Origin of the sequence: Pseudonocardia aurantiaca, assembly GCF_039526725.1 — a bacterium.
In the GTDB taxonomy this organism is placed as follows: Bacteria; Actinomycetota; Actinomycetes; order Mycobacteriales; family Pseudonocardiaceae; genus Pseudonocardia; species Pseudonocardia aurantiaca.
In genome coordinates, this window is record NZ_BAAAJG010000003.1 from 237,681 (window position 1) to 261,559 (window position 23,879).

General features: G+C 69.8%; 24 protein-coding genes, 2 tRNA genes and 1 pseudogene. 8 read left to right on the forward strand and 19 right to left on the reverse strand.

Annotated features, from left to right (window positions below; all coding sequences use genetic code 11):
- Positions 1-38 precede the first annotated feature (38 nt).
- The 5 genes from ABD143_RS05660 to glgX all read right to left on the reverse strand — a co-directional run bounded on the left by ABD143_RS05660 (position 39) and on the right by glgX (position 5,092).
- On the reverse strand, positions 39-572 hold the full coding sequence (locus ABD143_RS05660; RefSeq protein WP_379659604.1) for a peptidylprolyl isomerase: 534 nt from the start codon (positions 570-572) through the stop codon (positions 39-41).
- 64 nt (positions 573-636) lie between these two features.
- Positions 637-1,785, reverse strand: a complete 1,149-nt coding sequence (locus ABD143_RS05665; protein ID WP_343972197.1) for an alpha/beta hydrolase family protein — start codon at positions 1,783-1,785, stop codon at positions 637-639.
- A 242-nt stretch (positions 1,786-2,027) separates the two neighbouring features.
- Complete coding sequence (locus ABD143_RS05670; protein WP_343972200.1) at positions 2,028-2,525, reverse strand: GNAT family N-acetyltransferase; 498 nt, start codon at positions 2,523-2,525, stop codon at positions 2,028-2,030.
- A 15-nt stretch (positions 2,526-2,540) separates the two neighbouring features.
- Positions 2,541-2,867 carry a putative quinol monooxygenase gene (locus ABD143_RS05675; protein WP_343972204.1) on the reverse strand — a complete coding sequence of 109 codons (327 nt, stop codon included), beginning with the start codon at positions 2,865-2,867 and terminating at the stop codon, positions 2,541-2,543.
- A gap of 107 nt (positions 2,868-2,974) precedes the next feature.
- Positions 2,975-5,092 carry a glycogen debranching protein GlgX gene (gene glgX / locus ABD143_RS05680; protein WP_343972207.1) on the reverse strand — a complete coding sequence of 706 codons (2,118 nt, stop codon included), beginning with the start codon at positions 5,090-5,092 and terminating at the stop codon, positions 2,975-2,977.
- A 165-nt stretch (positions 5,093-5,257) separates the two neighbouring features.
- Between glgX and ABD143_RS05685 the strand changes: the two genes are divergently transcribed.
- The 3 genes from ABD143_RS05685 to ABD143_RS05695 are packed head-to-tail and all read left to right on the forward strand — an operon-like array spanning position 5,258 to position 7,327.
- Positions 5,258-5,749, forward strand: coding sequence for a MarR family winged helix-turn-helix transcriptional regulator (locus ABD143_RS05685; protein ID WP_343972210.1), 492 nt, complete (start codon positions 5,258-5,260; stop codon positions 5,747-5,749).
- A complete protein-coding gene (locus ABD143_RS05690) occupies positions 5,746-6,561 on the forward strand; it encodes an ATP-binding cassette domain-containing protein (RefSeq protein WP_343972213.1) in 816 nt (271 codons plus the stop codon). The genes ABD143_RS05685 and ABD143_RS05690 overlap by 4 nt, the downstream gene beginning before the upstream one ends.
- Entirely contained in the window at positions 6,521-7,327 is an 807-nt protein-coding gene (locus ABD143_RS05695; protein ID WP_343972216.1) for an ABC transporter permease, read from the forward strand. The genes ABD143_RS05690 and ABD143_RS05695 overlap by 41 nt, the downstream gene beginning before the upstream one ends.
- A gap of 127 nt (positions 7,328-7,454) precedes the next feature.
- On the opposite strand, the gene ABD143_RS05700 is transcribed toward ABD143_RS05695, so the two are convergent.
- Positions 7,455-8,111, reverse strand: a complete 657-nt coding sequence (locus tag ABD143_RS05700) for a winged helix-turn-helix transcriptional regulator (protein ID WP_343972218.1) — start codon at positions 8,109-8,111, stop codon at positions 7,455-7,457.
- Positions 8,112-8,175: 64 nt separating this feature from the next.
- On the opposite strand from ABD143_RS05700, the gene ABD143_RS05705 reads away from it, so the two are divergent.
- The 3 genes and pseudogenes from ABD143_RS05705 (at position 8,176) to ABD143_RS05715 (ending at position 10,286) form a co-directional block, all read left to right on the forward strand.
- Entirely contained in the window at positions 8,176-9,003 is an 828-nt protein-coding gene (locus ABD143_RS05705; RefSeq protein WP_343972220.1) for an alpha/beta fold hydrolase, read from the forward strand.
- A 202-nt stretch (positions 9,004-9,205) separates the two neighbouring features.
- Positions 9,206-9,638, forward strand: a pseudogene (locus ABD143_RS05710) (helix-turn-helix domain-containing protein); the annotation flags it as partial.
- 66 nt (positions 9,639-9,704) lie between these two features.
- Entirely contained in the window at positions 9,705-10,286 is a 582-nt protein-coding gene (locus ABD143_RS05715) for a dihydrofolate reductase family protein (RefSeq protein ID WP_343972222.1), read from the forward strand.
- A 161-nt stretch (positions 10,287-10,447) separates the two neighbouring features.
- Here ABD143_RS05715 and ABD143_RS38115 read toward each other — a convergent pair whose 3' ends face one another.
- Positions 10,448-10,792, reverse strand: coding sequence for a helix-turn-helix domain-containing protein (locus ABD143_RS38115; RefSeq protein ID WP_379659605.1), 345 nt, complete (start codon positions 10,790-10,792; stop codon positions 10,448-10,450).
- A gap of 219 nt (positions 10,793-11,011) precedes the next feature.
- Between ABD143_RS38115 and ABD143_RS05725 the strand changes: the two genes are divergently transcribed.
- Complete coding sequence (locus ABD143_RS05725) at positions 11,012-11,254, forward strand: hypothetical protein (protein ID WP_343972224.1); 243 nt, start codon at positions 11,012-11,014, stop codon at positions 11,252-11,254.
- Between the two features lie 150 nt (positions 11,255-11,404).
- Here the strand turns inward: ABD143_RS05725 and ABD143_RS05730 are convergent, their stop codons facing one another.
- Positions 11,405-11,794 carry a GntR family transcriptional regulator gene (locus ABD143_RS05730; RefSeq protein WP_343972226.1) on the reverse strand — a complete coding sequence of 130 codons (390 nt, stop codon included), beginning with the start codon at positions 11,792-11,794 and terminating at the stop codon, positions 11,405-11,407.
- Complete coding sequence (locus ABD143_RS05735; RefSeq protein ID WP_343972229.1) at positions 11,694-12,320, reverse strand: site-specific integrase; 627 nt, start codon at positions 12,318-12,320, stop codon at positions 11,694-11,696. Before ABD143_RS05735 ends, ABD143_RS05730 begins: the two co-directional genes overlap by 101 nt.
- A 218-nt stretch (positions 12,321-12,538) precedes the next feature.
- On the opposite strand from ABD143_RS05735, the gene ABD143_RS05740 reads away from it, so the two are divergent.
- Positions 12,539-12,745: a hypothetical protein gene (locus ABD143_RS05740; protein WP_343972232.1), complete on the forward strand. Its 207-nt coding sequence runs from the start codon at positions 12,539-12,541 to the stop codon at positions 12,743-12,745.
- A 328-nt stretch (positions 12,746-13,073) separates the two neighbouring features.
- Here ABD143_RS05740 and ABD143_RS05745 read toward each other — a convergent pair.
- From ABD143_RS05745 to dnaN, 10 genes are all read right to left on the reverse strand, one after another.
- Positions 13,074-13,146: transfer RNA gene (locus tag ABD143_RS05745), tRNA-Ala, on the reverse strand.
- 48 nt (positions 13,147-13,194) lie between these two features.
- The gene (locus ABD143_RS05750) at positions 13,195-13,308 is read right to left on the reverse strand and encodes a DLW-39 family protein (RefSeq protein WP_343972235.1); all 114 of its coding nucleotides are present in this window, start codon (positions 13,306-13,308) and stop codon (positions 13,195-13,197) included.
- 32 nt (positions 13,309-13,340) lie between these two features.
- Positions 13,341-13,414, reverse strand: a tRNA-Ile gene (locus ABD143_RS05755).
- Positions 13,415-13,488: 74 nt separating this feature from the next.
- On the reverse strand, positions 13,489-14,574 hold the full coding sequence (locus tag ABD143_RS38120) for a DUF3566 domain-containing protein (protein WP_379659606.1): 1,086 nt from the start codon (positions 14,572-14,574) through the stop codon (positions 13,489-13,491).
- A gap of 62 nt (positions 14,575-14,636) precedes the next feature.
- Entirely contained in the window at positions 14,637-17,138 is a 2,502-nt protein-coding gene (gene gyrA, locus ABD143_RS05765; RefSeq protein ID WP_343972238.1) for a DNA gyrase subunit A, read from the reverse strand.
- A gap of 49 nt (positions 17,139-17,187) precedes the next feature.
- Positions 17,188-19,167, reverse strand: a complete 1,980-nt coding sequence (gyrB, locus tag ABD143_RS05770) for a DNA topoisomerase (ATP-hydrolyzing) subunit B (protein ID WP_343972241.1) — start codon at positions 19,165-19,167, stop codon at positions 17,188-17,190.
- A gap of 298 nt (positions 19,168-19,465) precedes the next feature.
- Positions 19,466-19,987, reverse strand: a complete 522-nt coding sequence (locus ABD143_RS05775; protein WP_343972244.1) for a DciA family protein — start codon at positions 19,985-19,987, stop codon at positions 19,466-19,468.
- A 153-nt stretch (positions 19,988-20,140) separates the two neighbouring features.
- The gene (gene recF / locus ABD143_RS05780) at positions 20,141-21,283 is read right to left on the reverse strand and encodes a DNA replication/repair protein RecF (protein WP_343972247.1); all 1,143 of its coding nucleotides are present in this window, start codon (positions 21,281-21,283) and stop codon (positions 20,141-20,143) included.
- A gap of 6 nt (positions 21,284-21,289) precedes the next feature.
- Positions 21,290-22,237 (reverse strand): phosphogluconate dehydrogenase (NAD(+)-dependent, decarboxylating), encoded by a 948-nt coding sequence (gene gnd, locus ABD143_RS05785; protein WP_343972249.1) that lies wholly within the window; start codon positions 22,235-22,237, stop codon positions 21,290-21,292.
- A 50-nt stretch (positions 22,238-22,287) separates the two neighbouring features.
- On the reverse strand, positions 22,288-23,448 hold the full coding sequence (gene dnaN / locus ABD143_RS05790; RefSeq protein WP_343972252.1) for a DNA polymerase III subunit beta: 1,161 nt from the start codon (positions 23,446-23,448) through the stop codon (positions 22,288-22,290).
- Positions 23,449-23,879 lie beyond the last annotated feature (431 nt).

The following is a 23,879-nucleotide window of genomic DNA, read 5'->3' on the forward strand; positions in this document are numbered from 1 at the left end:
GCGGTGTCACTGGGGTGGAACGTGCAGAAGTGCCGAGTTCAGTCCGTGATCTCGACGTGCTCGATGACGACCTCGTTGATCGGCCGGTCGGACCGGTCGGTGGCCGTGGTGGCGATCGCGTCGACCACCGCGCGGGACTCGGCGTCGGCCACCTCGCCGAAGATCGTGTGGCGGCGGTTCAGGTGCGGGGTGGGCCCGACGGTGATGAAGAACTGCGACCCGTTGGTGCCCGGCCCAGCGTTGGCCATCGCCAGCAGGTACGGCCGGTCGAAGCGCAGGTCGGGGTGGAACTCGTCGGCGAACTGGTAGCCGGGGCCTCCACGTCCGGTACCGGTGGGGTCACCGCCCTGGATCATGAACCCGTTGATCACGCGGTGGAAGACCGACCCGTCGTAGAACGGGCCCGAGTTGCCGCCGCCTGCATTGGGCTGCGTGTAGCTCTTCTCGCCGGTTGCGAGGCCTGCGAAGTTGGCTACTGTCTTCGGCGCGTGGTCGGGGAACAGAACGATCCGGATGTCGCCCTGGTTCGTCCGCAGCGTCGCGGTGTGTTTGGCGTTGCCTGGTTCCGTCACGACACCTATCGTGCCAGCCCGCGGGGAGGCAGGCAGCGGAGCACCGGGGAGGGCGGGCCGCCGGTCACACGACGTCGGCCAGGAACGCGGCCACAGCCCGCTCGTAGGCGGCCGGGTCCGCGTTCCAGGACGCCGTGTGCTCCACGTCGGGCACTTCGAGGTAGCGCATCGGCCAGCCCAGCTCAGGGGCGGCCGCGGCGAGCGCGCGGCTGGCTGTCACGGGCACCGCGGTGTCGGCTGAGCTGTGGATGACGAGGGTCGGCGGGCGCGTCGCGGGCGGGCGGCGGCGCAGGTCGAATCGGTCGAAGTCGATGCCGATGCGCCTGCTCGTCACGGCGCCGGCCAGCGGCGACAGCCCCGGCGGAAGCCTGCGGTTGCGGGCCTGCTGGCGCAGGGTGGCTCGCCAGTCAACGAGCGGGGCGTCCCACACGACCGCGGCGACGCTTGCTGCCTCCGGTGCCCGGTCCAGAAACGCGCCCGTGATCGCGCCGCCCATCGACCACCCGAACAACACGACCCGCCCAGCCCCTCGATCCGTCGCGTACCGGACCGCGGCCGCCACGTCCTCCCACTCCGTGTCGCCCAGGTGGTAGAGCCCGTCCGGGCTAGCGGGCGCGCCGATGTCGTTCCGGTAGGTCACCACGAGCTGCGGGAAACCCCGCCGGTGCAGCGCGGGCAGCATCCGCAACGCCTCGCGCCGGGAGCCGCCCCGGCCGTGCACCATGATGACCCACGTGTCACCGGGGCCGTCTGTGGCCGGGACGAACCACGCCGGGTACGGCCCGAGCGGACCCGGCACGACGACGTCGTCGAACGGCAGGTTCCGCGCTCCCGGATCTGGGTCGTACGGGCCGGTGTCCAGCACGGCGGCGGTGCCGGCTTCCGGGACAGCACCGGCGAGAAGTGGCCGCACGACCTCGCGACGCCGCTCGGCGACGACAGGTCCGATCACCGCAAGCGCCTCGGTTCCGGTCCCAGGCGCGGCCCACCGCAGCCCCCATGTGCCCGGCTGCGCGGTGAGCCGCGTGGAGGTCAGCGTGACCGTCCGGGCATCGGCGGCCCGGACCCGCTCCGGGTAGACCGGGCGGAGCGAGGTGTCGAGCAGCACCGAGGAGTAGAACCACCCGATCCCGGCTGCGCCGGCGGCACTGGCCCCCAGCCCGACGCCGAGCCCGATTCCGACGCCGGTTCGGATCCGTCGCAGAAGCGCCATTCTGCAAGTTTGCCCCGGGCGAGCCGCGGTCGGTCGCCAGGTCTCACGGTCAAGCATCTGATCGTCATCAGTCTCGATGAAACCGCCGTGACCTGCGGAGACGTCGCCACCGTTACGAGTGAACCATCGTGATCCAGTCGTAACCACACCTGACGGCCCGCACTATCGCCACCTTCGCCCGACGAGGATCCCGGTGGTGCGGGCGTTCCCGGTCCGGGCCGTGCTCGTGGAGGACCGATACGTCAGGGATCGAGTGGGAGCTTGAACCCTCCGTGGGAGTCGACGAACCCGAGGCGTTCGTAGAAGCGGTGGGCATCTCCCCGGGAGCGGTCTGACGTGAGCTGCACGAGCACGCATCCCCGGCGGCGGCACTCCTCCACCGCCCACCCGACGAACAGGCGCCCGAGCCCGTTGCTGCGGTACTCCCGGTGCACGCGGACCGCTTCGATCTGCCCGCGCAGCGCCCCGCCACGGGAGAGCCCCCGGATGAACGTCAGCTGGAGTGTGCCCACCACTTCGCCCGAGGCCGTCGTCAGGCACACCAACAACTGCTCGTCCGAGGCGTCCACCGCCTCGAAGGCGCTGAGGTACGCCTCCGGTGGCGCCGTTTCGCGGCCGCTGCCGAGCGGGTCGTCGGCGAGCAGCGCCACGAGCGCGGGTACGTCCTCGCGACGGGCTTTGCGGACGGCGAACTTCTCGCCGCCCGCCGTCACTACGGAAACGGCGGTGCCGTGTTCCACGTGGAACGGACCCTTCTACTGCCGCGGGCTGACTTCGCCCATCTCCGACCAGCCATCCCCCGGGACATCCGAGAGGCTGATGATCTTCGGGGTCGAGGCCACGTAGTCCGGCGCCCAGCCCACGAACGTCTTGAAGTGGTCGGAGCCGACGTGGTCACCCGCCGTACCGTCCTCGAACGCCTCGACCAGCACGAACGTGTCGCGCTCCTCGACGCTGCGCGACCATTCGAAGAACTTGTTGCCCGGCTCTGCCCGGGTCGCCTGGGTGAACTCCTCGACCCGCGTGAGCCACTCGTCGCTGAGCTCCGGGCGGATCGTGAACTTGACGACGATGAAGATCATGAAGCCTGTCCTCCGGGGTCGGCGCTGATCACGGTGCGCGGGGCAACGAGGTTACCGGCTGGCCCTTCCGCTGGGACCAGACCGGAAGGATGGGTCGTCGCCACCGGTCATGCGCATTTGCGCAGCACCATCAGCGACCGTGCGGTGATCCGCAGCCGGCCACGCGGTTTCGCGTCCCGCTCCCGCCTGCGGGCCCGAGCCAGCAGCGGGTCGGCGGTGTCGACGGAGATCTCCCAGACCCGGCCGTACGCCTCTCCCGGAAGGTTGAACGGCACGGCCTGGTGGTGCGCGTTGAACAGCAGCAGGAAGGAGTCGTCGACCACCCGCTGCCCGAGCTCGTCGCGCTCTGGGATGCCCTCGCCGTTGAGGTACACGGCGAGCGAGCGAGCGAAACCCGTGCCCCAGTCGTCTTCGGTCATCGGCTTCCCGTCCGGGCGCAGCCAGGCGATGTCATCGATGCTAGACCCGCGGATGGGTCTGCCCTGGAAGAACCGGCGCCTGCGGAACACGTGGTGGTCGCGGCGCAGCGCGGCGACCGCGGCGACGAACTCGGTCAGCACCGAGTTGTCCCTCGCCTCCTTCCAGTCCACCCAAGCGAGCTCGTTGTCCTGGCAGTAGACGTTGTTGTTGCCGTGCTGCGAGCGGCCGAGCTCGTCGCCGTGGGCGAGCATCGGCACGCCCTGGGACAACAACAGGGTCGCGATGAAGTTGCGCTTCTGCCGCTCCCGACGCACATGCACCTCACCGCCCTCGACCGGGCCCTCCGTCCCGTGGTTCCAGGACCTGTTGTGGCTCTCCCCGTCCCTGTTGTCCTCGCCGTTGGCCTCGTTGTGCTTCTCGTTGTAGGAGACGAGGTCGCTGAGAGTGAACCCGTCGTGCGCGGTCACGAAGTTGATCGAGGCGATCGGCCTGCGGTTGTCCTTCTCGTACAGGTCGGACGAGCCGGTGAACCGGGAGGCGAACTCCCCGAGGCTCGCAGGCTCTCCCCGCCAGAAGTCCCGGACGGTGTCGCGGTACTTGCCGTTCCACTCCGTCCACAGCGGTGGGAAGCCACCGACCTGGTAGCCGCCCTCGCCGACGTCCCACGGCTCGGCGATCAGCTTGACCTGGCTGACCACCGGGTCCTGGTTGACCAGGTCGAAGAAGGCGGCGAGCCGGTCGACCGAGTGGAACTCCCTGGCCAGCGCGGCGGCCAGGTCGAAGCGGAAGCCGTCGACGTGCATCTCGGTGACCCAGTACCGCAGCGAATCCATGATCAGCCGCAACGACTCGTGGGCCCGGACGTTCAGGCTGTTCCCGGTGCCGGTCGTGTCGTAGTAGTGCTCGGGGTCGCCGGGGACCAGCCGGTAGTAGGCGTGGTTGTCGATGCCGCGGAACGACAACGTCGGCCCAAGATGGTTGCCCTCCGCAGTGTGGTTGTAGACGACGTCGAGGATCACCTCGATCCCCACGCCGTGGAGCCGCTTCACCATCGTCTTGAACTCCTGCACCTGCTCGCCGCGGGTGCCGAAGGACGCGTAGCCGTTGTGCGGGGCGAAGAAACCGATCGTGTTGTAGCCCCAGTAGTTGGACAGTCCGCGCTCCTGCAGCCCGTGGTCGTGCGCGAACTGGTGCACCGGCATGAGCTCGACGGCTGTCACGCCGAGGTCCTTCAGGTGCTTGAGCATCACCGGGTGGACGAGTCCCATATAGCTGCCGCGGAGGTGGGCCGGCACGTCCGGGTGTGCCATCGTCATGCCCTTGACGTGGGCCTCGTAGATGACCGTCTCGTGGTACGGGACGCGCGGCGCCCGGTCGTTGGACCAGTCGAAGTACGGGTTGACGACCACCGAGCGCGGCACGAAAGGCGCGGAGTCGGTGCTGTCGATCGAGCGCGGGTCACCGAAGCGGTAGGAGAAGAGGGCCTGCCCCCAGTTGATCTGCCCGTCTACCGCCTTGGCGTACGGGTCCAGCAGCAGTTTCGACGGGTTGCACCGGAGCCCGGCCCCCGGGTCGTACGGTCCGTGGACGCGATAGCCGTATCGCTGGCCAGGTCCGACCCGCGGCAGGTATCCGTGCCAGGTCAGCGCCTCCCGCTCCGGGAGGTCGATGCGTGTCTCCTTGCCGTCCTCGCCGAACAGGCACAGTTCCACGCGCTGCGCGACCTCCGAGAAGAGCGAGAAGTTCGTGCCGCCGCCGTCGTAGTTGGCGCCGAGCGGGTACGGCGAACCAGGCCAGACGTCCATGGTGTCCCCCCACCTCCGCGGGCAAGGACCGACGCCCGCACCGCCAGCAATGGGCATACCTGATCAGGTGCCAGCCGCGCAGCGCTCGTCCCATCAGTTGAAACATGACGTGAGACGGATAACCTCTGCACTCGATCTACTCTGGAACAGAGCTATTGTCGGGTCATGCCTGGCACCACGACCGTTGTGGTCGACACCGTCTCCGAGGGCCTGATGCCCGCGGTCGGCGCCGTGCGCCGGCAGCTGCGCCGGCTCGCCGGGCCCTCCTTCCCTGGGGACCCGCTGTCCACGTCGCAGCGCGAGGTGCTCGTGGCCGTCGGGCGGCACCCGGGAAGCGCGGTCGCCGAGATCGCGGACGAGCTGGGGCTCGCGCCCAACAGCGTCTCCACGATCGTGACGCAGCTGGTCGGGGCCGGGATGCTCGTGCGCGAGATCGACCCGCAGGACCGCCGCATCGGCCGGCTCGCACTGACCGAACAGGCCCGCGGCCAGGTGGCCGAGGCGCGGCGCCGCAGACGCGAGGTGCTGCACGACGCGCTCGACCGGCTCAGCCCGCAACAGGTCGAGGCGCTGGCGGCGGGGTTGGCGGCGCTGGGGGTCCTGGCCGACGAGCTGAAGACACTGGAGCAGGAACGAGAAGCAGGAGGCCAAAGTTGACTGCACCGCAGGTCGCCGTGGAATGCACCGGCCTCGTGCACCGGTTCCGCGACACGGTGGCGGTCGACCACCTCGACCTGCGCATCCCGGCCGGCGCGGTGTTCGGGCTGCTCGGACCGAACGGAGCCGGCAAGACCACCACGATCCGCGTGCTCAACACGCTGCTCCCGGTGCAGGAGGGCAGCGTCCGGGTATTCGGCCTCGACGTGGCGCGCCGGGCCGTGGACGTGCGTCGGCACCTGGGCTACGTGCCCCAGCAGCTCTCCATCGAGCCCGCGCTCACCGGCCGCCAGAACGTCACGTGGTTCGCCCGGCTGTTCGACGTGCCCCGCCGGGAGCGCACGGCCCGGGTCGACGAGGCCCTCGACGCGATGGACCTGCTCGCCGTGGCCGACCGCCTGGCCGGCAACTACTCCGGCGGCATGATCAGGCGGCTGGAGTTGGCCCAAGCGCTGGTCAACCGGCCCGCGCTGCTGGTGCTCGACGAGCCGACCGTCGGCCTCGACCCCATCGCCAGGGCCGGGGTGTGGGAGCGGGTGCGTGGCATGCAGGCCGACTACGGGATGACGGTGCTGCTCACCACGCACTACATGGACGAGGCCGACGAGTTGTGCGACACGGTGGCGCTCATGCACCGCGGACGCCTGCAGGTGGTCGGCTCACCAGCGGAGCTGCGGGCTGACCTCGGCCCCGACGCCACGCTCGAGGATGTGTTCAGCTACTACGCCGGCGCCGGCCTGGTCCCGACCGAGGAGCAGAAGGGGGTGCGGGATGTCCGTCGCAGTCGAGCAACCGCGCGCAAGCTGGGTTGAGCCCGTCCGCCTGCTCGTCGTCCGTACCGGGGCGCTGGCCATCGTCGAACTGCAGAAGCTGCGACATGACAACACCGAGCTGATCACCCGTATGGTGCAGCCGGTGCTGTGGCTGCTGGTCTTCGGCCAGATCTTCAGCCGCATCAGGGCGATCCCCACCGGCGACCTGTCCTACCTCGAGTACCTGACGCCGGGCATCCTTGCCCAGTCGGCGCTGTTCGTCTCGATCTTCGTGGGCATCCAGATCATCTGGGACCGCGACGCAGGCATCCTCACCAAGGTGATGGTCACGCCCACCCCGCGCGCCGCGATCGTGTTGGCGAAGGCGTTCTCGGCCGGGATCCGCGGGCTGGCGCCCGTGGTCATCCTCGTTCCGTTGTCGCTGCTGCTCGGGGTCGCGATCACGGTCAACCCGCTGAAGCTCATCGCCGCGGCCGTCGCGCTGATGCTCGGCGCCGGCTTCTTCGCGTGCCTCTCGATGGCCATCGCCGGTGTGGCCCAGGCGCGGGACCGGCTGATGGGCATCGGCCAGCTTATGACGATGCCACTCTTCTTCGCCTCGAACGCGCTCTACCCGATCGAGATCATGCCGGGCTGGCTGCAGGTGATCAGCCAGATCAACCCGCTGACGTACCTGGTCAACGCCCTGCGCGGCCTCCTGGTCGGCGCACCGGCGAACCTCTGGGCGGACTTCGGCGTGCTCCTCGCGGCCGCCGTCGTCGGCGTGGCCGGCGCCTCCAGGCTCATGGGCAGACTGGTCCGCTGACTCCGGAGCCACCGCACGCGGCCCGTGCCGGACGAGCATGTCGGTACGGTCTGGAGTCCGCCGAGCGGTCAGCTCTCGGGCGGTCCGGCGGAGCTGGGTACCTGCGAAGCCGCGTCGCGCAGCCTGGTCAGCGCGTGACGCGGACCGTCCGGGGGAAGCACCGCAGCAGGTGCTCGGCGACCTCGCGGGCGCCGACGATCGTGGCGTCGCCGGACTGTTCGGCCTGTGCGAGGGGCCGATCGGCGAACACGAGGGCTTGAAGAATCGGTGCGTCGGCCGTGATCGTGACATCGGGCTCATCGATCTCACCGCGCGCCACACGGAACTCTCCGTTCTCGACGCGGGCGTGGAACCGGTCGTCGCTGATCCGTAGTTGAACGGCTGCGGTGAGTGGACCGGCGATCTCGGCGTCGAAGGTGGTCTTCAGAGCGAAGACCAACGCGTCGGTGCTCAGGCTCGGGTTCGCCGAATCGTCGACGGAAAGCCTGGTGCCCCACTGGGCGAGCGCCGTCAGCACCGGCTCGAGGTCGCGTCCCATGTCGGTCAGGTCGTACGCCCAGAAGCTGCTCGGCGGCCCGAACCTGCGCCGGGACACAACTCCCGCCTGCTCCAGGTCCCGTAGGCGCTGGGACAAGACGTTCTCGCTGATCCCGGCCAGCCCGCGCCGCAGATCAGCGAAACGCTTGGGGCCGAAGATCAGTTCACGCACCACGAGCAGTGCCCACCGTTCGCCAACGGCGCCCAGTGCCCGGGCGATGCCGCACGCATCGTTGTAGCCACGCATCACCCGATGCTATCTCCGGTGCTTGTTCTTGAGCAGCATAAACTCCTAATATAGGAGCGAGGCCGTGAGTGACCCGAGGGAGGAGCCCGGAATGAGCGTTGCGGTGTCGAGGGATGGCACGTCGATCGCGTATCAGCGCGCCGGGGTCGGCCCTGCGGTCATCCTGGTGGGTGGGGGCCTGGACGACGGCTCGGAGAACGCGGCGCTCGTCCCGGAGCTGGCGCAGCACTTCACTGTGTTCAACTACGCCCGGCGCGGGCGGGGCGAGAGTGGCGACACACCGCCGTACGCCGTGGAGCGCGAGATCGAAGACATCGAGGCCCTCATCACGGAGGCCGGCGGATCGGCACACCTGTTCGGTTCCTCCTCGGGTGGCGCGCTCGCCCTGGAGGCGGTCGCCGCCGGACTCCCCGTCGACCGGATCGCCGTCTACGAGGTCCCGTACATGAGCGACGACGCGAGCGTGCAGGGCTGGGCGGAGTACGTCGATCGGTTGACCGCGGCGCTTGCCGCCGGCCGCCGGGCGGAGGCAGTAGAGCAGTTCATGCGTCTGGCGGGCGCGGCCGAAGAGGACATCGCCGGGGCACGCAGCTCCTCGTTCTGGCCCGGCCTGATGGCGATCGCGCCCACGCTCGCCTACGACGCAGCATGCATGGGAGGCGGGCGGCCACCGATCGACCGGCTGGCGACCATCACACAGCCCACGCTGGTGGCGACGGGCGGCGTCGCGGATCCGCACATGGGAGGTCTGCGGCCCGGCTTCTTCGACGAAGCGGCCGACGCGATCACAGCGGCTGTCCCGAAGGCCGAGCGTCGAATCGTCGAAGGCCAGTCGCATGTCGCCGAGCCCACGGTGTTCGCCTCCGTGCTGGAGCCGTTCTTCGCCGAGTGATGCGACGAAGAAACATCGCACGCGCTCAAGAGGCGTCGGGCGGCGTTACGTCGATCCCGGCTGGGACGCGCCCAGCTGCGTCGAACGCGTCCTCGATGTAGTGGTTCCGTCGCACCGTTCGGTTGACGCGCTCGACACCGCCGTCTCGCCTACTGGCTCGACGCGCTCTCGACGCGCTGGCCGGGGCCTCGCACGCAGCCGCTCAAACGGACCGCACGAGATGCTGACGCTGCTCGAGGAGGAGCTAATGCGACGGCTGTGCGAGACCGCCGGCCTGGGGCTGGTCCGCCATACGAGCAGCGTCATCGCGGCGACCAGCGGGGCGGTGGCGATCGGCGAACTGAGGGTGGCAGCCGGTGTCAGCAGCACTCATCTGGCACAGCGGTTCAAGGAGCTCATCGGCGTCACGCCGAAGCGGCTGGCCCGCACCTACCGCGTGTTCGCGATCAACCCCGCCGGACCGATCGACTGGGCGACCTCGCCGGTGGCGCAGGCTACTTCGATCAGGCCCACTTCGGCCACGAGTTCCGGGCGTTCACCGGCTCACGCCGACCCGGTACGTCGAAGTCCGGCGGCGGTTCCTGCGCGAACATCCCGGCCACGCGCGGGACGGCTGGCCGCTGCCGGCCGATTGATTTTCTTACAAGAGCGACAGCTCACGACACGCTAATTTGGGGCACCCCAAAGCAGAGGAGAGCCCCGTGGGCAAGGTGGTCATGTACAGCTCGGTGTCGGTGGACGGCTTCGTCGCGGACGAGAATGACCAGCCCGGACCGCTGTTCGACTGGTTGTCCAGCGGTGACGTCCCGTTGGACGAGAGCGGCGTACTGAAGGTGTCGCAGACGTCCTACGACTACACCCGGCCGTACTGGGACCAGATCGGGGCGACACTCGTCGGCCGCCACGTCTTCGACATGACGGACGGCTGGGACGGGAAGCCTCCGGGCGGGATCGACCACGTGGTCGTCGTGACGCACCGGCCGGAGCCCGAGGGCTGGGACCCCGAGGCGCCGTTTCACTTCGTCGACGGCGTCGAGGCAGCCGTGGCCAAGGCGCAGGAGCTTGCGGGTGACCGCATGGTCGAGGTCGCCGCTGGCGACGTCGGTGGCCAGGTGCTTGCCGCGGGCCTGATCGACGAGGTGCGCATGGACGTCGTACCCGTGGTGTTCGGGTCCGGCAAGCGCTACTTCGGGTCGGTCCACGCGCAGCACCTGTTGGAGGATCCTGACGTGGTGATTCAGGGCAACCGGGTGCTTCACCTGCGCTATCGGGTGCGCCGTTGACCGATCTGAGCGGGTACGCGAAGAAGTCCACTGCGAACGGTGACACAAGATCGGGCCTCCGGCCGCGTTTGCGCATCGCTGGCCCTCAGGCCGCGGGCGGGTCAGGAAGCTCGACCCAGTCACTGGGTTCCTCACCAGGTGGCTGCGTGATGATCGCGACGTCACGACCCCGGGAGACCTGACACGGTTCGCAATGCAGACGCAACTGGTAGCGCCGTAGCGCCCGGATGAACGTCGAGTAGCCGCCGCCGTAGCCGAGTTTCGGCGACCTCGTCCAACAGCGTCGCCGGCCACAAGTGCGGGTCATCGGCCAACGGAGCCCGGCAGTAGGCGACGAACGGCTCGAACGGATCCGGCCCCTCCGGCCGACGCTTTCCCGGCACCACGTCGCCGGACAGGTACCGAATGGTCTTGCGGTCACGCCCGAGATGTCGCGCGATCGCCGAGACCGACCAGCCTTGAGCACGCAGCGCCTGCGCCTCCACGTCTTCCTCCAGAGTGAGCATCCACGCCTCCGGCAACCGTCACGGTGATCAGCACCGAAACCGTCACCCGGGGCCGTTGACCAGCGCAAACGACGCGCCGACAGGACACCCCCAACTGGGGAATTTCAGAGAGCAGGACTGGCCCTATTCAGAGAGCACCATCAATGTCTCGGCTGGCGAGCAGGCGAGGGTCCGGGTTCTGCCTCCGTCGACTGCCACGGCGCATTCAAATCGGCGAGTGTGTCCTGCAACACCGATCGCAATCGCCGACACGCCACCGAGAATTTTCTTTACGGCGTCGGTGCCGTCTGGGTCCGGCGTGGCCTGCGCCGGATGGAGCATGAGCGCCTGCTGCGCTTCCTTGACGAGTGCTGGCAGATCCGCTCTGTCGTCGACCGGCTGGCCTCGCTCGATCAGCACGACCTTGGCGGTGCTCTCGATCAGCTCCTTGGCACTCCCGACCGCTTGAGCCGGGTCGACTGAAATTGCTCGACGGATGCGGTTGAGATTGTCGATGATCGCTGCGGGTCGCGCAGGTTCGCCAGCGACGCAGAGGAGATCTCTGGCGCACCACCTCGGGCTTCTAAATCTTCCAGCTTCTCGAACGCATCGGCGAAGACGCCATCGATCATGTCACGACGGCTCTCCCGTCGCCTCCGCCAGGTACTTGGGGGTCGCGCGGTCTGGGGCAACGGCGCTCGCGCAAACCACCGCACGCCGACCTCGACTCACCTCAACTACTCCCCATGTCTGGAGCAGAGCAACGGCACGCTGTGCGGTCGCCGTCGCGACGCCGAACTCGGCTCCGAGCTGCTTGCCGGTCGGGAGCTGATCGCCGACCTCGATCGACCCCGCAACCACGCGGGCCAGGAGCTCGACAGCTACCCGCTCGTACGGACTGCGCGGATCGGTTCGAGCACGCTCAGCCTCGTTCGACGTGGCCGGCGTCGGGCGAGCCGGAAGACGGTCGGCGAGCCCCTGCGCCGCGCGCTGGCCGGCCTCTGCCACCCACGCTGCGTACACCCGCAACGTTGTGGTCCCGGGTCCCGCCGCCACCGTGCCCGAGCCGACCCGCAACAGTACGCACATCGACGCCGGCGGCTATCAGCTCTGTTGCCGAGTAGTGCCGCAGGTTATGCAGGTGCGTGTCGATCCCGAGCCGATCCGCCATTCGCCCGTATCGCTGTGTTACCGACGACGGCTTGCGGCTGGTGGCGCCGTCCGGCGAGTTTGAGAACACGAACGCATCGGGCGACATCTCGAATACGAGTGCGGCCGCGCGCGCTTCCCATCGCTGGCGGTGCTCGGTGAGCGCAGCGACGGTGCCCGGATCGATGGTGACGTGCCTGCGCTGATGGGTCTTGGTGTCCTTCTCCTCGGTGTCGTTGCCGTCCTGAGCAATGGCCCGGCGGACGGTGACGACGGCGCGTTCGAGGTCGACGTGCCGCCAACGCAATGCACACAGCTCGCCTCGGCGGGCACCGCTGACCATCGTGAGCCAGACGAGCATGCCCCAGTCCGGATCGACCCGGAACGATTCGGCGATCAAGCACGCTGCCTCGTCAGGTGTCGGCGGCTGCGGGTCAGGCGATGGCACCGGGGGCGGCTCGGCCTGGTCCATCGGGCTCGCGCCCACCCAGCGCCAGCGGACAGCCCGCTTGTAGGCGCCGCTAAGGATGTAGTGGATCTTCCTGATCGTCGCGTTACCCAGCGGCTTGCAGCGGTGTGGGCCGCACCGGTGGTCGCACTCGTGCGCATCGGGGTCCGGTGGTCGATTTGCTTCCGATGGGTGCAGTGGTCCCGGCATCGCCGCATCTCGGCATAGAGCGAGTCCAAGATGTCGGCGTCAAGGTCGCCGACCTTCCGCTTGCCGATGAACGGCCGGACGTGCTTGTCCACGTACTCGCGGTAGCCCGTGACGGTGCGTTTCCCGCCCTGGTGCTGGTCGAGGTAGCGGTCGAGCAAGGTGGTTGACGGTCGCTGTCGTGCGCGGGCTGCGTCGCTGCTTCACCTCGTCGACGAACCGCCGACGCACCTCGTCGGCTCGATCCCACGCGTTCGGACCGGCCAGGATCACCTCGACCAAGTCGTGACGGCGCTTGGTGATCGGGTCGGTGCCAGCGTAGACGCGCACGCGCAAGGCACCGCTCGGGAGCTCGTCGATGCCGCCCCGCTCACGTTTACGCGGGTTCGTCGCCCTCGCCACGAGCAGCACGATAGGCGACTTTGCGTCACATCCTGCGTCATGCAGACCCGTGCTCCGGGCCCCTGCCCTGCCCAGTGTTTCCGCTGGTCAGATCGGTGGAGACGAGGGGAATCGAACCCCTAACCCCCGCCTTGCAAAGGCGGTGCTCTGCCAATTGAGCTACGTCCCCATACGAGCGGGACGTTACCCGCTCGGCGCGGGCGGTATCGTGCCCGGGTCAGTTCTTGGTGGCCTCGTGCCACAGGTCACCCTCGGAGCGGGAGGCCCGGACCTTGGAGAAGACCAGCGCACCCGCCGCGAGTGCGACGACAACAGCGAGAAGCTTCTTCACACGGATCACGTCCTTGTTGTCGCGGATGGGAGTGGGCCCAGCTGGATTTGAACCAGCGACCTCGTCGTTATCAGCGACGCGCTCTAACCAACTGAGCTATGGGCCCCTGCGGCGAGGACGAGGCTACCCCAGCGTCCTCGGCCGCCTCCAACCGGATACCCCGGTCTCACCCGGGCAAGGTCAGTCCCGTTCGGAGAGGGTGACCTCGATGCCGCCGACCAGGTCGGCCGAGACGTTGTAGACGAACGCCCCCACCGTGACCGCGACGGCGAACAGGAGGCTGTTGATCGCCCCGATCACCGCGGCGAAGCCGAACACTCGTCCCGCGCTGATCAGCGGGCTGCCGCCCTGGGCCTGCCCGGACACCAGGTCGGCGTACGTGCCGTTCAGGCGGTCCCAGACGCCCATGCCGTCGAGCACCCCGTACAGGACGCCGACCGCCACCAACCAGATGAAGAACAGCACCACGGCGAGCACCAGGCCGAGTTTGAGCGCCGACCAGGGGTCGAGCCGCTTGAGCTGCAGCGCGGCCTGGCGCGGCGGCCGGTTGCGGACCGCCCGCACGGACGCCCAACTTTCGGACTCGGAGCCGGCCGAACCGTTGGCCGTGGCGGCGTTGTCGCCGCCACGCGCGTCCTCTCCAGGAGGAGTGGGAGGTTCGAGGAACGCGGTGGGGCCCTCGTCGAGCAGCCCGCCGATCGCGGGCTCCCTGGCGGGGTACTGCGCCTGTCGCGGGGGATGCGGCGGAGCCGCCGCCTCCGGGCCGGGCATCCGGTGCCACGGCGGCGGGGCCGCGGCCTGCGGTCCCGGTCCTGGCACCGGCCCCCGGGCGGGCTCAGGTGCCCGTGGCGCCGGAGACGGGCGCGGGGCCGGGCTCGGGGGCGGGCTCGAGGGCGGTCCAGACGGTCCGGACGATCCGGACTGGTCGGCCTGCGTGTCGTGCGTGCCGGGGACCGCCGTGACAGGCACCTCGGCCGGAGCCCCCGGCGCCGGGTGCGGCCCGGACCCGTTCCCGGCTGACGTGGGAATTCGCAGCTCGGTGGTCGGTGTGTCCGCCCCCGCCGGCGCGGACCGTGGCGAGACCTGCTGGGCGGCCACCGGCTCCCCAGTGCCGGCCGTGCCGCCGCCACCAGCGGCTCCGTTCGCGGCGGCCGCGTCAGTACTGGCCGCCGTCCCGTCCGCCTGCGGCGGGACCGGGGCCTGGCCGCCAGTGGCCACGGGCCCGCGGCCCTCCGCGTCGTCCGGTGTGCTCGTCGTGTCGTTCACGGGGTGAACGTCTCCTCGGGACCTTGTGGGGGTGACCGCTGCGCTCGTCCGGGCCGCCCCGGTCAGCGCAACGTCGGGTCGTCGGTGTCATCCTCCGCGTTTCGTGCCACCGCGAGCAGCGTGGCGCTCTCGCCAAGGTTCATCAGCCGGACTCCCTTCGTCTGCCGACCAGCCTTGCGCACCTCACGGGCCGACGTGCGGATCACCCCGCCCGTCGAGGTGATCGCGTACAGCTCGTCATCGAGCCCGACGATGAGCGCGCCGACCAGAGTGCCACGACGACGGTCGTACTGGAGGGTCAGAACACCCTTGCCACCCCGGCCTTGCACCGGATAGTCCTCGATCGGCGTGCGCTTGGCGTACCCGCCCGCGGTCGCGACCAGCACGAACGTGTCGGGCTGGACAACCGCGAGCGACAGCAGCCGGTCGCCCGCGTTGAAGCGCATGCCGAGCACGCCCGACGTCGCGCGTCCCATCGGGCGCAGCACCTCGTCGCTCGCGGTGAACCGGATGGACTGGCCCTCGGCGGACACGAGCAGGAGGTCGTCCTCGGCCGAGCACAGCACCGCGCCGACGAGCTCGTCGTCCTCGCGCAGGTTGATGCCGATGAGACCGCCGGTGCGGTTGGAGTCGAAGTCGGTGAGCCGGGACTTCTTCACAAGGCCGGTTCTCGTCGCCAGGACGAGATAGGGCGCGGCCTGGTAGTCCTTGATCTGCATGACCTGGGCGATGTGCTCGTCCGGCTGGAAGGCGAGCAGGTTGGCCACGTGCTGGCCGCGTGCACTGCGGTTGGCCTCCGGCAGCTCGTAGGCCTTCAGCCGGTAGACCCGCCCCTTGTTCGTGAAGAACAGCATCCAGTCGTGAGTGGAGCACACGAAGAAGTGGGCGACGATGTCGTCCTGCTTCAGCTGTGCACCCTGCACGCCCTTGCCGCCGCGCTTCTGGGCGCGGTACAGGTCGGTCTTGGTGCGCTTCGCGTAACCGGTCTGCGTGATCGTGACGACCACGTCCTCGACGGCGATGAGGTCCTCGTTGGTGACGTCGCCGTCGTCGGCCACGATCCGCGTGCGGCGGTCGTCGCCGTGCTTCTCGATGATCTCGTTGAGCTCGTCGCGCACGATCGTGCGCTGCCGCTCCGGCTTGGCCAGGATGTCCTCGAGGTCGGCGATGGTCTGCTCGATCTCGGCCAGCTCGTCGATGATCTTCTGGCGCTCCAGCGCGGCAAGGCGTCGCAGCTGCATGTCGAGGATCGCCTGGGCCTGGATGTCGTCGATGTCGAGCAGCTCGATGAGGCCTGCGCGCGCGACGTCGACCGTCTCGGACGCCCGGATCAGCGCGATGACCTCGTCGAGCGCGTCGAGCGCCTTGACGTAGCCACGGAGGATGTGGGCCCGCTCCTCGGCCTTGCGCAGCCGGTAGCGGGTGCGCCGGACGATGACCTCGACCTGGTGGCGGATGTAGTTGCGCACCACCTGGTCGAGCCGCAGCGTGCGAGGCACGCCGTCGACCAGCGCCAGCATGTTGACGCCGAACCCGTACTGCAGCTGGGTGTGCTTGTACAGGTTGTTGAGTACGACCTTCGCGACCGCGTCGCGCTTGAGCGTGAACACGATCCGCATGCCGATGCGGTCGGACGACTCGTCGTTGATCTCGGCGACGCCCGTGAGCTTGCCGTCGCGGACCAAGCCGGCGGTCGACTCGATGAGGTTGTCCGGGTTGACCTGGTAGGGCAGCTCGGAGACGACGAGAATGGTGCGCCCCTTGGCGTCCTCCTCGACCTCGACCACCGCGCGCATGCGCACGGAGCCGCGACCGGTGCGGTAGGCCTGCTCGATGCCGTCGCGGCCGACGATGAGGCCGGCGGTGGGGAAGTCGGGGCCCTTGATGCGCTCCATGAGCGCTTCGAGCAGCTCCTCGTCGGTGGCCTCGTGGTTCTCCAGCGCCCAGACGACGCCGGCGCCGACCTCGCGGAGGTTGTGCGGCGGGATGTTCGTCGCCATGCCGACGGCGATGCCGACGCTGCCGTTGATCAGCAGGTTCGGCACCCGCGACGGCAGGACGACCGGCTCCTGCGTCTTGCCGTCGTAGTTGTCGGCGAAGTCGACGGTGTCCTCGTCGATGTCCTGCAGCATCGCCATCGCGAGCGGCGAGAGGCGGCACTCCGTGTACCGCATCGCCGCCGCCGGGTCGTTGCCGCGGGAGCCGAAGTTGCCCTGCCCGTCGATCAGCGGGTAGCGCAGCGCCCACGGCTGCGCCAGCCGCACAAGGGCGTCGTAGATCGCCGAGTCGCCGTGCGGGTGGTAGTTACCCATCACCTCGCCTACGACGCGGGCACATTTGACGTAGGAGCGGTCCGGCCGGAAGCCGTTCTCCCCCATCGAGTACAGGACGCGCCGGTGCACCGGCTTGAGCCCGTCCTCTACCAGGGGCAGGGCCCGGCCGACGATCACGCTCATCGCGTAGTCGATGTAGGAGCGCTGCATCTCCTGCTGGATGTCGACCGGCTCGGTGCGGTCGCCTCCACCGCCGGCGGGCGGCAGCGTGGGGTCGAGGGTATCGGTCACGAAAGTCCTTCTTCAGCTTCTGCTCGTGCGGTAGGGGGCCGGACTCGCATCACACGTCCAGGAACCGCACGTCCTTGGCGTTGCGCGTGATGAACGACCGGCGCGACTCCACGTCCTCGCCCATCAGGATCGAGAACAGCTCGTCGGCGGTTGCGGCGTCGTCGAGGGTGACCTGCAGCAGCGTGCGGTTGGCCGGGTCCATCGTGGTCTCCCACAGCTCCTTGGCGTTCATCTCGCCGAGGCCCTTGTAGCGCTGCACGCCCTCTTCCTTGGGCAGCTTCTTGCCCGCCGCCCGGCCGGCCTCGATGAGGCCGTCGCGCTCGCGGTCGGTGTAGGCGAACTCCGGCTCGGAGCCCCGGCCACCCCACTTGATCTTGTAGAGCGGCGGCTGGGCGAGGAAGACGTGCCCGTGCTCCACCAGCGGCCGCATGAAGCGGAACAGCAGGGTGAGCAGCAGCGTGCGGATGTGCTGGCCGTCGACGTCGGCGTCGGCCATCAGCACGATCTTGTGGTAGCGGAGCTTGGCCAGGTCGAACTCGTCGTGGATGCCGGTGCCCAGCGCCGTGATGATGGCCTGGACCTCGGTGTTCTTGAGCACCCGGTCGAGCCGGGCCTTCTCTACGTTGATGATCTTGCCGCGGATCGGCAGGATCGCCTGGTACATCGAGTCGCGGCCGGACTTCGCCGAGCCGCCCGCGGAGTCACCCTCCACGACGTAGACCTCGGACTTCGACGGGTCGGTCGACCGGCAGTCGGCGAGCTTGCCCGGCAGGCCGCCGATGTCGCCTGCGCTCTTGCGCCGCACGAGCTCGCGCGCCTTGCGGGCCGCCATCCGGGCCTGCGCCGAGGACACCGCCTTGTTGACGATGGTCTTGGCCTCGGTGGGGTTGCGCTCGAACCAGTCGGCGAGCCACTCGTTGCTGACCCGCTGCACGAACGACTTGACCTCGGTGTTGCCGAGCTTCGTCTTGGTCTGGCCCTCGAACTGGGGCTCCTTGACCTTCACCGACACGATCGCGGCCAGGCCCTCGCGGATGTCCTCGCCCGACAGGGCCGGGTCCTTCTCCTTGAGCAGCTTCTTGTCGCGCGCGTAGCGGTTGACCGTGGTGGTCAGCGCGGAGCGGAAGCCCTCCTCGTGGGTGCCGCCCTCGTGCGTGTTGATCGTGTTGGCGAACGTGTAGACCGACTCGGTGTAGCCGGAGTTCCACTGCATCGCCACCTCGACCGCGTGGCCCTCACCCTCGCCCGTGTACGAGACGAGCTTCTTGTGGATCGGGTCCTTGCTCTTGTTGAGGTGCGCGACGAAGTCCTCGAGCCCGTTGGGGTAGCAGAAGGTGTACTCCTTCACCTTCGCCACGTAGCCCTCGGCGTCGGGCTCCTCCTCCTCGGCCGGGTGGCCGTTGCGCTCGTCGCACAGGATGATCGTGAGGCCCTTGTTGAGGAACGCCATCTCCTGCAAGCGGCGGCGGATCGTCTCGATGTTGAAGGTGAGCGTCTCGAAGATGTCGCCGTCGGGCCAGAACGTGACCGTGGACCCCGTGCGCTTGGTGGGCTCGCCCTTGCGCAGCGGACCGGGAACCGAGCGGGCGTAGTGCTGGCGCCACACGAAGCCGTCGGTGTGGATCTCGACGTCGAGCGCCGTGGACAGGGCGTTGACCACCGAGACGCCCACGCCGTGCAGGCCGCCGGACACCGCGTAGGAGTCGCTGTCGAACTTCCCGCCCGCGTGCAGCATGGTGAGGACCATCTCGACGGCGGGCCGCTTCTCCACCGGATGCATGCCCACGGGGATGCCGCGGCCGTCGTCGACCACCCGCACGCCGCCGTCGTCCTGTAGCACGACCTCGACACGCGTGGCGTACCCCGCCATCGCCTCGTCGACGGCGTTGTCCACCACTTCCCAGATCAGGTGGTGCAGGCCGCGCTCGCCCGTGGACCCGATGTACATGCCGGGGCGCTTGCGGACCGCCTCCAGGCCCTCCAGGACGGTGATCGACGATGCGCTGTAGGCGTTCTTCTTCTCCGGCACGGGCTGACTGTCTCCTCGCCACGACGGCCCGCCGCGGGCGCGCGAGCGCGCCCCCCGCTTCGGAGCCTTTCGACCGGGCGATCGGGGTGCGCCCGGAACACACTGTCCATCATACCGGTGCGCCCGGACAGAAACCCGGCTAGGACACCCCTAGAACGGCCTCAGACCGCCGGTCCGTGACTTCGACGGGTCCGCTCGGCCGCCACGGGGTTGCGAACGTGCTGCGGGGACGTCACGTCGCCCTGATTTGCCGTCAGCCGGGCGGTCGCCATCCGGAAGGGTCCGGGGTACCGGGTACTCAGCCGTACGTGTCGCGTGGGCCACGGCCACGCACGTGCCGGGGTCCGCGCCGCCAGCTGGGCCCGGACGGTCCCACGACGCGGATCCGGCGCACGACGTCCTTGCCGACGGCGCCTGCCAGCCTGCCCAGCAGCTGCCGCTGCAACGTGCGCAGCTGCGTGGCCCACGCCGTCGACTCGGCCTGCAGGACCAGTTCGCCGTCGCGCAGGGATAGCGGGGTGCAGTGGTCCGCGATCTCGGCGCCCACAAGGTGTGGCCAGCGGCCGAGCACGGTGGCGTCGGTCAGCCGGGGCGACCAGCCGCGGTCCAGCGCCACCCGCGACACGAGCCGGCCGAACGGCTGCGGGTCGCGATCGTCGGGGCCGGCGCCCGACCACCGGCGACGGCGCCCCCGCGGCGACGCGGGCTTGCGGCCCTGGAACTCGGCCGTGCGTTTGGCCGCCCGGTCGGCCGAGGCCGCGCGGGCCGCCCTGAGTGCTTCGCGGGCGAGATCCGAGCCCCGGCTCCGACCAGCGGTCAAGGCCCCGTCATCCCCAGGGTTGGGGACAACATCACCCAAATGAGGCGCGATGGGCGGTTCATGCTCCACGCCGGGCGGTCGTTTTGGCTCGTCATCACCAGCGGAGCGGAAGTTATCCACAGTATCCACAGTGTTGTCCCCAGATGGTACGTATCACAGTGAACGCGCTGACGTGGCCTGTTCCGGAAGTAGCTCGACCGTACCGCCGCCCACCGAGAACCGGGCGCCGTCGAGACCGTCCGGCACATCCTCCGCGACCGCGGCGGTGATCAGCACCTGCTCGGCACGGCCGGCGACCGCGGCGAGCGCCGTCCGGCGCCGGGTGTCGAGCTCCGCGAACACGTCGTCGAGTACGAGCACCGGCTCGACATCGTCGGCGCACAGCAACCGGTACGACGCCAGCCGTAGCGCGAGCGCGAGCGCCCACGACTCCCCGTGGCTCGCGTAACCCTTCGCCGGGCCCTCGCCCAGCCGCAGGTCCAGGTCGTCGCGGTGCGGCCCGACCAGGCAGACGCCGCGCTCAACCTCCTGCCGCCGCACCCTGGCCAGCTCGTCGATCAGGAGCGCTTCCAGCTCCGCAGAGGTGCGCGGCAGCTCTCCGTCCACGCTCGACCGGTACCCCAGCGAGATGGGGTCGGACGTCGGTGCCACCTCCGCGAACGCCTCGACGGCGAGCGGCGTGATCCCCGCCACCAGCTCCAGCCGGCCCGTGAGCAGGGCCGCGCCGTGCCGCGCCAGGTGGCCGTCCCACACGTCGAGCGTGCTGAGGTCGCCGCCGCGCGCGCCCGCACGCGCCGACTTGAGCAGCGCGGACCGCTGCCGCAGCACCCGGTCGTAGTCCGAGCGCACCGCCGCGTAGCGCGGGAAGCGCGACACGAGGAGGTCGTCGAGGAACCGGCGGCGCTCGCCGGGGTCGCCGCGCACCAGCGCGAGGTCCTCCGGCGCGAACAGCACCGTGCGGAGGATGCCGAGCACGTCACGCGGCTTGGCCACGGGTGCCCGGTTGACCCGCGCCCGGTTCGCCCGCCCCGGCGTGATCTCCAGCTCGACGGCCAGCTCGCGGCCGTGGTGCACCACGAGCCCGCGGACGACTGCCCGCTCCGCCCCCCGGCGGATCAGCGGCGCGTCGGTGGCGACCCGGTGCGAGCCGAGCGTCGCCAGGTATCCCGCCGCCTCGACGAGGTTGGTCTTGCCAACACCGTTCGGGCCGACGAGGACGGTCACGCCCGGTTCGAGCTCGAGCTCCGCACTCGCCCACGAGCGGAAGTCGGTGACGGCGAGACGCCGCAGGTGCACTCTGGCTCAGCCCTGTGTCGAGCCCGTGCCGGAGCTCGGACCCGCATGCTCGCCGGGGACGCCGGACGGGCCGGTCGCCGTCTTGACGGCGTGCCCGCCGAACTGGTGGCGCAGGGCGGCGACGGCCTTCATCGCGGGCGAGGACTCCTGGCGCGAAGCGAACCGGGCGAAGAGCGCGGCCGAGATCACGGGAAGCGGCACCGCGTGCTTGATGGCCTCCTCGATGGTCCACCGGCCCTCGCCGGAGTCCTCGACGTAGTCCTCGAGCGCGGCGAGCGTCGGGTCGTCCTTCAGCGCGTTGACGAGCAGGTCGAGCAGCCAGGACCGCACCACTGTGCCGCGCGACCATGCCTGCAGCACGCCGGGCACGTTGGTGATCAGCTCGGCCGCCGAGAGTAGCTCGAAGCCCTCGGCGTAGGCCTGCATCAGGCCGTACTCGATGCCGTTGTGGACCATCTTCGAGAAATGCCCGGCGCCGACCGGACCCGCGTGCACGAAGCCCTCCTCGCGCGGTCCCTCGGGGCGCAGCGCGTCGAAGATCGGCATCGCGCGTTCGACGTGCTCGGGCGAGCCGCCCGCCATCAGCCCGTAGCCGTTTGCCTTGCCCCAGATCCCGCCGGAGACGCCGACGTCGAGGTAGCCGATCCCCTTCGCGTCGAGCAGGGCGGCGTTCGGCCCGTCGTCGGTGTACCGCGAGTTGCCGCCGTCGATCACCAGGTCGCCCGGCTCGAGGACCTCGGAGAGGGCGGTCACCGTGCTCCTGGTCGGCTCGCCGGACGGGACCATCACCCACACCACACGTGGGGCGTTGAGCGCCTTGGCGAGCGCGTCGAGCGAGTTGACGTCGCTGACCTCGGGACGCGGGTCGAACCCGATCACCTCGTGGCCGGCCGCGCGCAGCCGCTCACGCATGTTCCCGCCCATCCGGCCGAGGCCGATGAGTCCGAGTTGCACGGTTCCACTCCTGATCTCGTGTCGGCGGAGTCGCCCGCGCGCTCCTGGCCTCAGCCAGGGAGGCGGACGGGCATCAGCAAATGCAGGTAGCCGGGCACCGGTTCTGCAGTCTCCTCGCCGCCATTCTCCTCCGCCGGGGCCGCCGGCACCGGCCGGACCAGCGCTGGGCGGTTCGGAGTGGTGAAGGTCAACTGCGCGCGGTCGGTGTGCAGGGCACCGAGTGAGTCGAGCAGGTATCCCGGATTGAACGCGATGGTGAGCGGCGCCCCGTCCAGCTCGCACGGCAGCTCCTCCTCGGCGCTGCCGACGTCGTCGCCGCCGGCCGCGAGGCGCAGACCGTCGTCGCCGAACTCCATCCGCACCTGCGCGACGCGGTCGGTGACCAGTGAGACGCGCTTGATCGCCTCGACGAGCGGAGCCACCTCGACGATCGCCGCGCTCGTGTACTCGGCCGGGATCAGCTGGCGGAACCGCGGGAACTCCGCGTCGAGCAGCCGGGTGGTCGCGCGCCGCCCGCCGCCGGTGACGCCGAGCATCCCGTCGCCTGCCGACAGCGCGATCTCGACCGTGCCGGCTCCCGCGAGCGTCTTCGCAACCTCGGCGAGCGTGCGCGCCGGGATGAGCACGGCGCTGGACTGTGTGTCGTCCTCGGGCGTCCAGTCCAGCTCGCGCACCGCGAGCCGGAACCGGTCGGTGGCCGCCAGCGTGAGCCGGGGGCCCTCGATCTCCAGCCGGATGCCGGTGAGCATCGGCAACGTGTCGTCCCGCCCGGCCGCGACTGCGACCTGCGCCACGGCCTCGGCGAGCTCGCCCGCCGCGACCGTACCTGCGAGCTGCGGCATCGCCGGCAGCTGCGGGTAGTCCTCGACCGGCATGGTCGGCAGGCTGAACCGGCTGCTGCCGCAGTTGATCGTCGCGCGGGCCCCGTCGATCACGAGGTCGACCGGCTTCGACGGCAGCGCACGGGTGATGTCGGCGAGCAACCGCCCGGAGACGAGCACGCGGCCCGGATCGCCGATCGTGGCGTCGAGTTCCACCCTGGCCGAGGTCTCGTAGTCGAAGCCGGAGACGGTCAACCGGTCACCGTCGGAGCCTGCCGCCGCCTCGATGAGCACACCACCCAGCACCGGAACGGGCGGCCGCGCCGGAAGGCTGCGCGCCACCCACGCGGCGGCGTCGGCCAGGACGTCGCGTTCGACCCGGAACTTCATGGCGGGGACCTCTCGCGCTGGGCGGTGTCGGGGACGGTTCTTCGATCGGGACCGGCTGCGGGGTCGGGGCGATCAGGGCGGGCACGGAACGTTGGTGCAACGCGCTGAGTTCGCCGGGAACTGCCCGGGCCGGGAACCCACCGTAGAGCCTCCGGACCGCGGGTGTCATCCCGGCCAGGGGTGACCCGATGCGGGCGAGCTCGGAGGCTCCATCCACCCCCCTTTCTGTTCTTGTAGTTCATCGAAGAGAGAACCCCAACAGCAGTAATAGGGCCTGTGTGCAGTGTGGATGGAGCGCATCGACGCAGGTCATACGGCGCGGCTGGGTGTGGATCCCGCAGTGGGTCCGTCGGTGGGCTGATGCCGCGGGCGGTGGATGGCGGCCGCGAGGGGCGACCTGTCCCCGTGCTGGACACCGGTTGTCCACCATC

What these genes read in the sequence shown, in the direction of transcription:
- ABD143_RS05665 (WP_343972197.1), bottom strand. Translation starts at nt 1,785, where the DNA reads ATGGCGCTTCTGCGACGGATCCGAACCGGCGTCGGAATCGGGCTCGGC.
- ABD143_RS05675 (WP_343972204.1), bottom strand. Translation starts at nt 2,867, where the DNA reads ATGATCTTCATCGTCGTCAAGTTCACGATCCGCCCGGAGCTCAGCGAC.
- glgX (WP_343972207.1), bottom strand. Translation starts at nt 5,092, where the DNA reads ATGGACGTCTGGCCTGGTTCGCCGTACCCGCTCGGCGCCAACTACGAC.
- ABD143_RS05685 (WP_343972210.1), top strand. Translation starts at nt 5,258, where the DNA reads ATGCCTGGCACCACGACCGTTGTGGTCGACACCGTCTCCGAGGGCCTG.
- ABD143_RS05695 (WP_343972216.1), top strand. Translation starts at nt 6,521, where the DNA reads ATGTCCGTCGCAGTCGAGCAACCGCGCGCAAGCTGGGTTGAGCCCGTC.
- ABD143_RS05700 (WP_343972218.1), bottom strand. Translation starts at nt 8,111, where the DNA reads ATGCGTGGCTACAACGATGCGTGCGGCATCGCCCGGGCACTGGGCGCC.
- ABD143_RS38115 (WP_379659605.1), bottom strand. Translation starts at nt 10,792, where the DNA reads ATGCTCACTCTGGAGGAAGACGTGGAGGCGCAGGCGCTGCGTGCTCAA.
- dnaN (WP_343972252.1), bottom strand. Translation starts at nt 23,448, where the DNA reads ATGAAGTTCCGGGTCGAACGCGACGTCCTGGCCGACGCCGCCGCGTGG.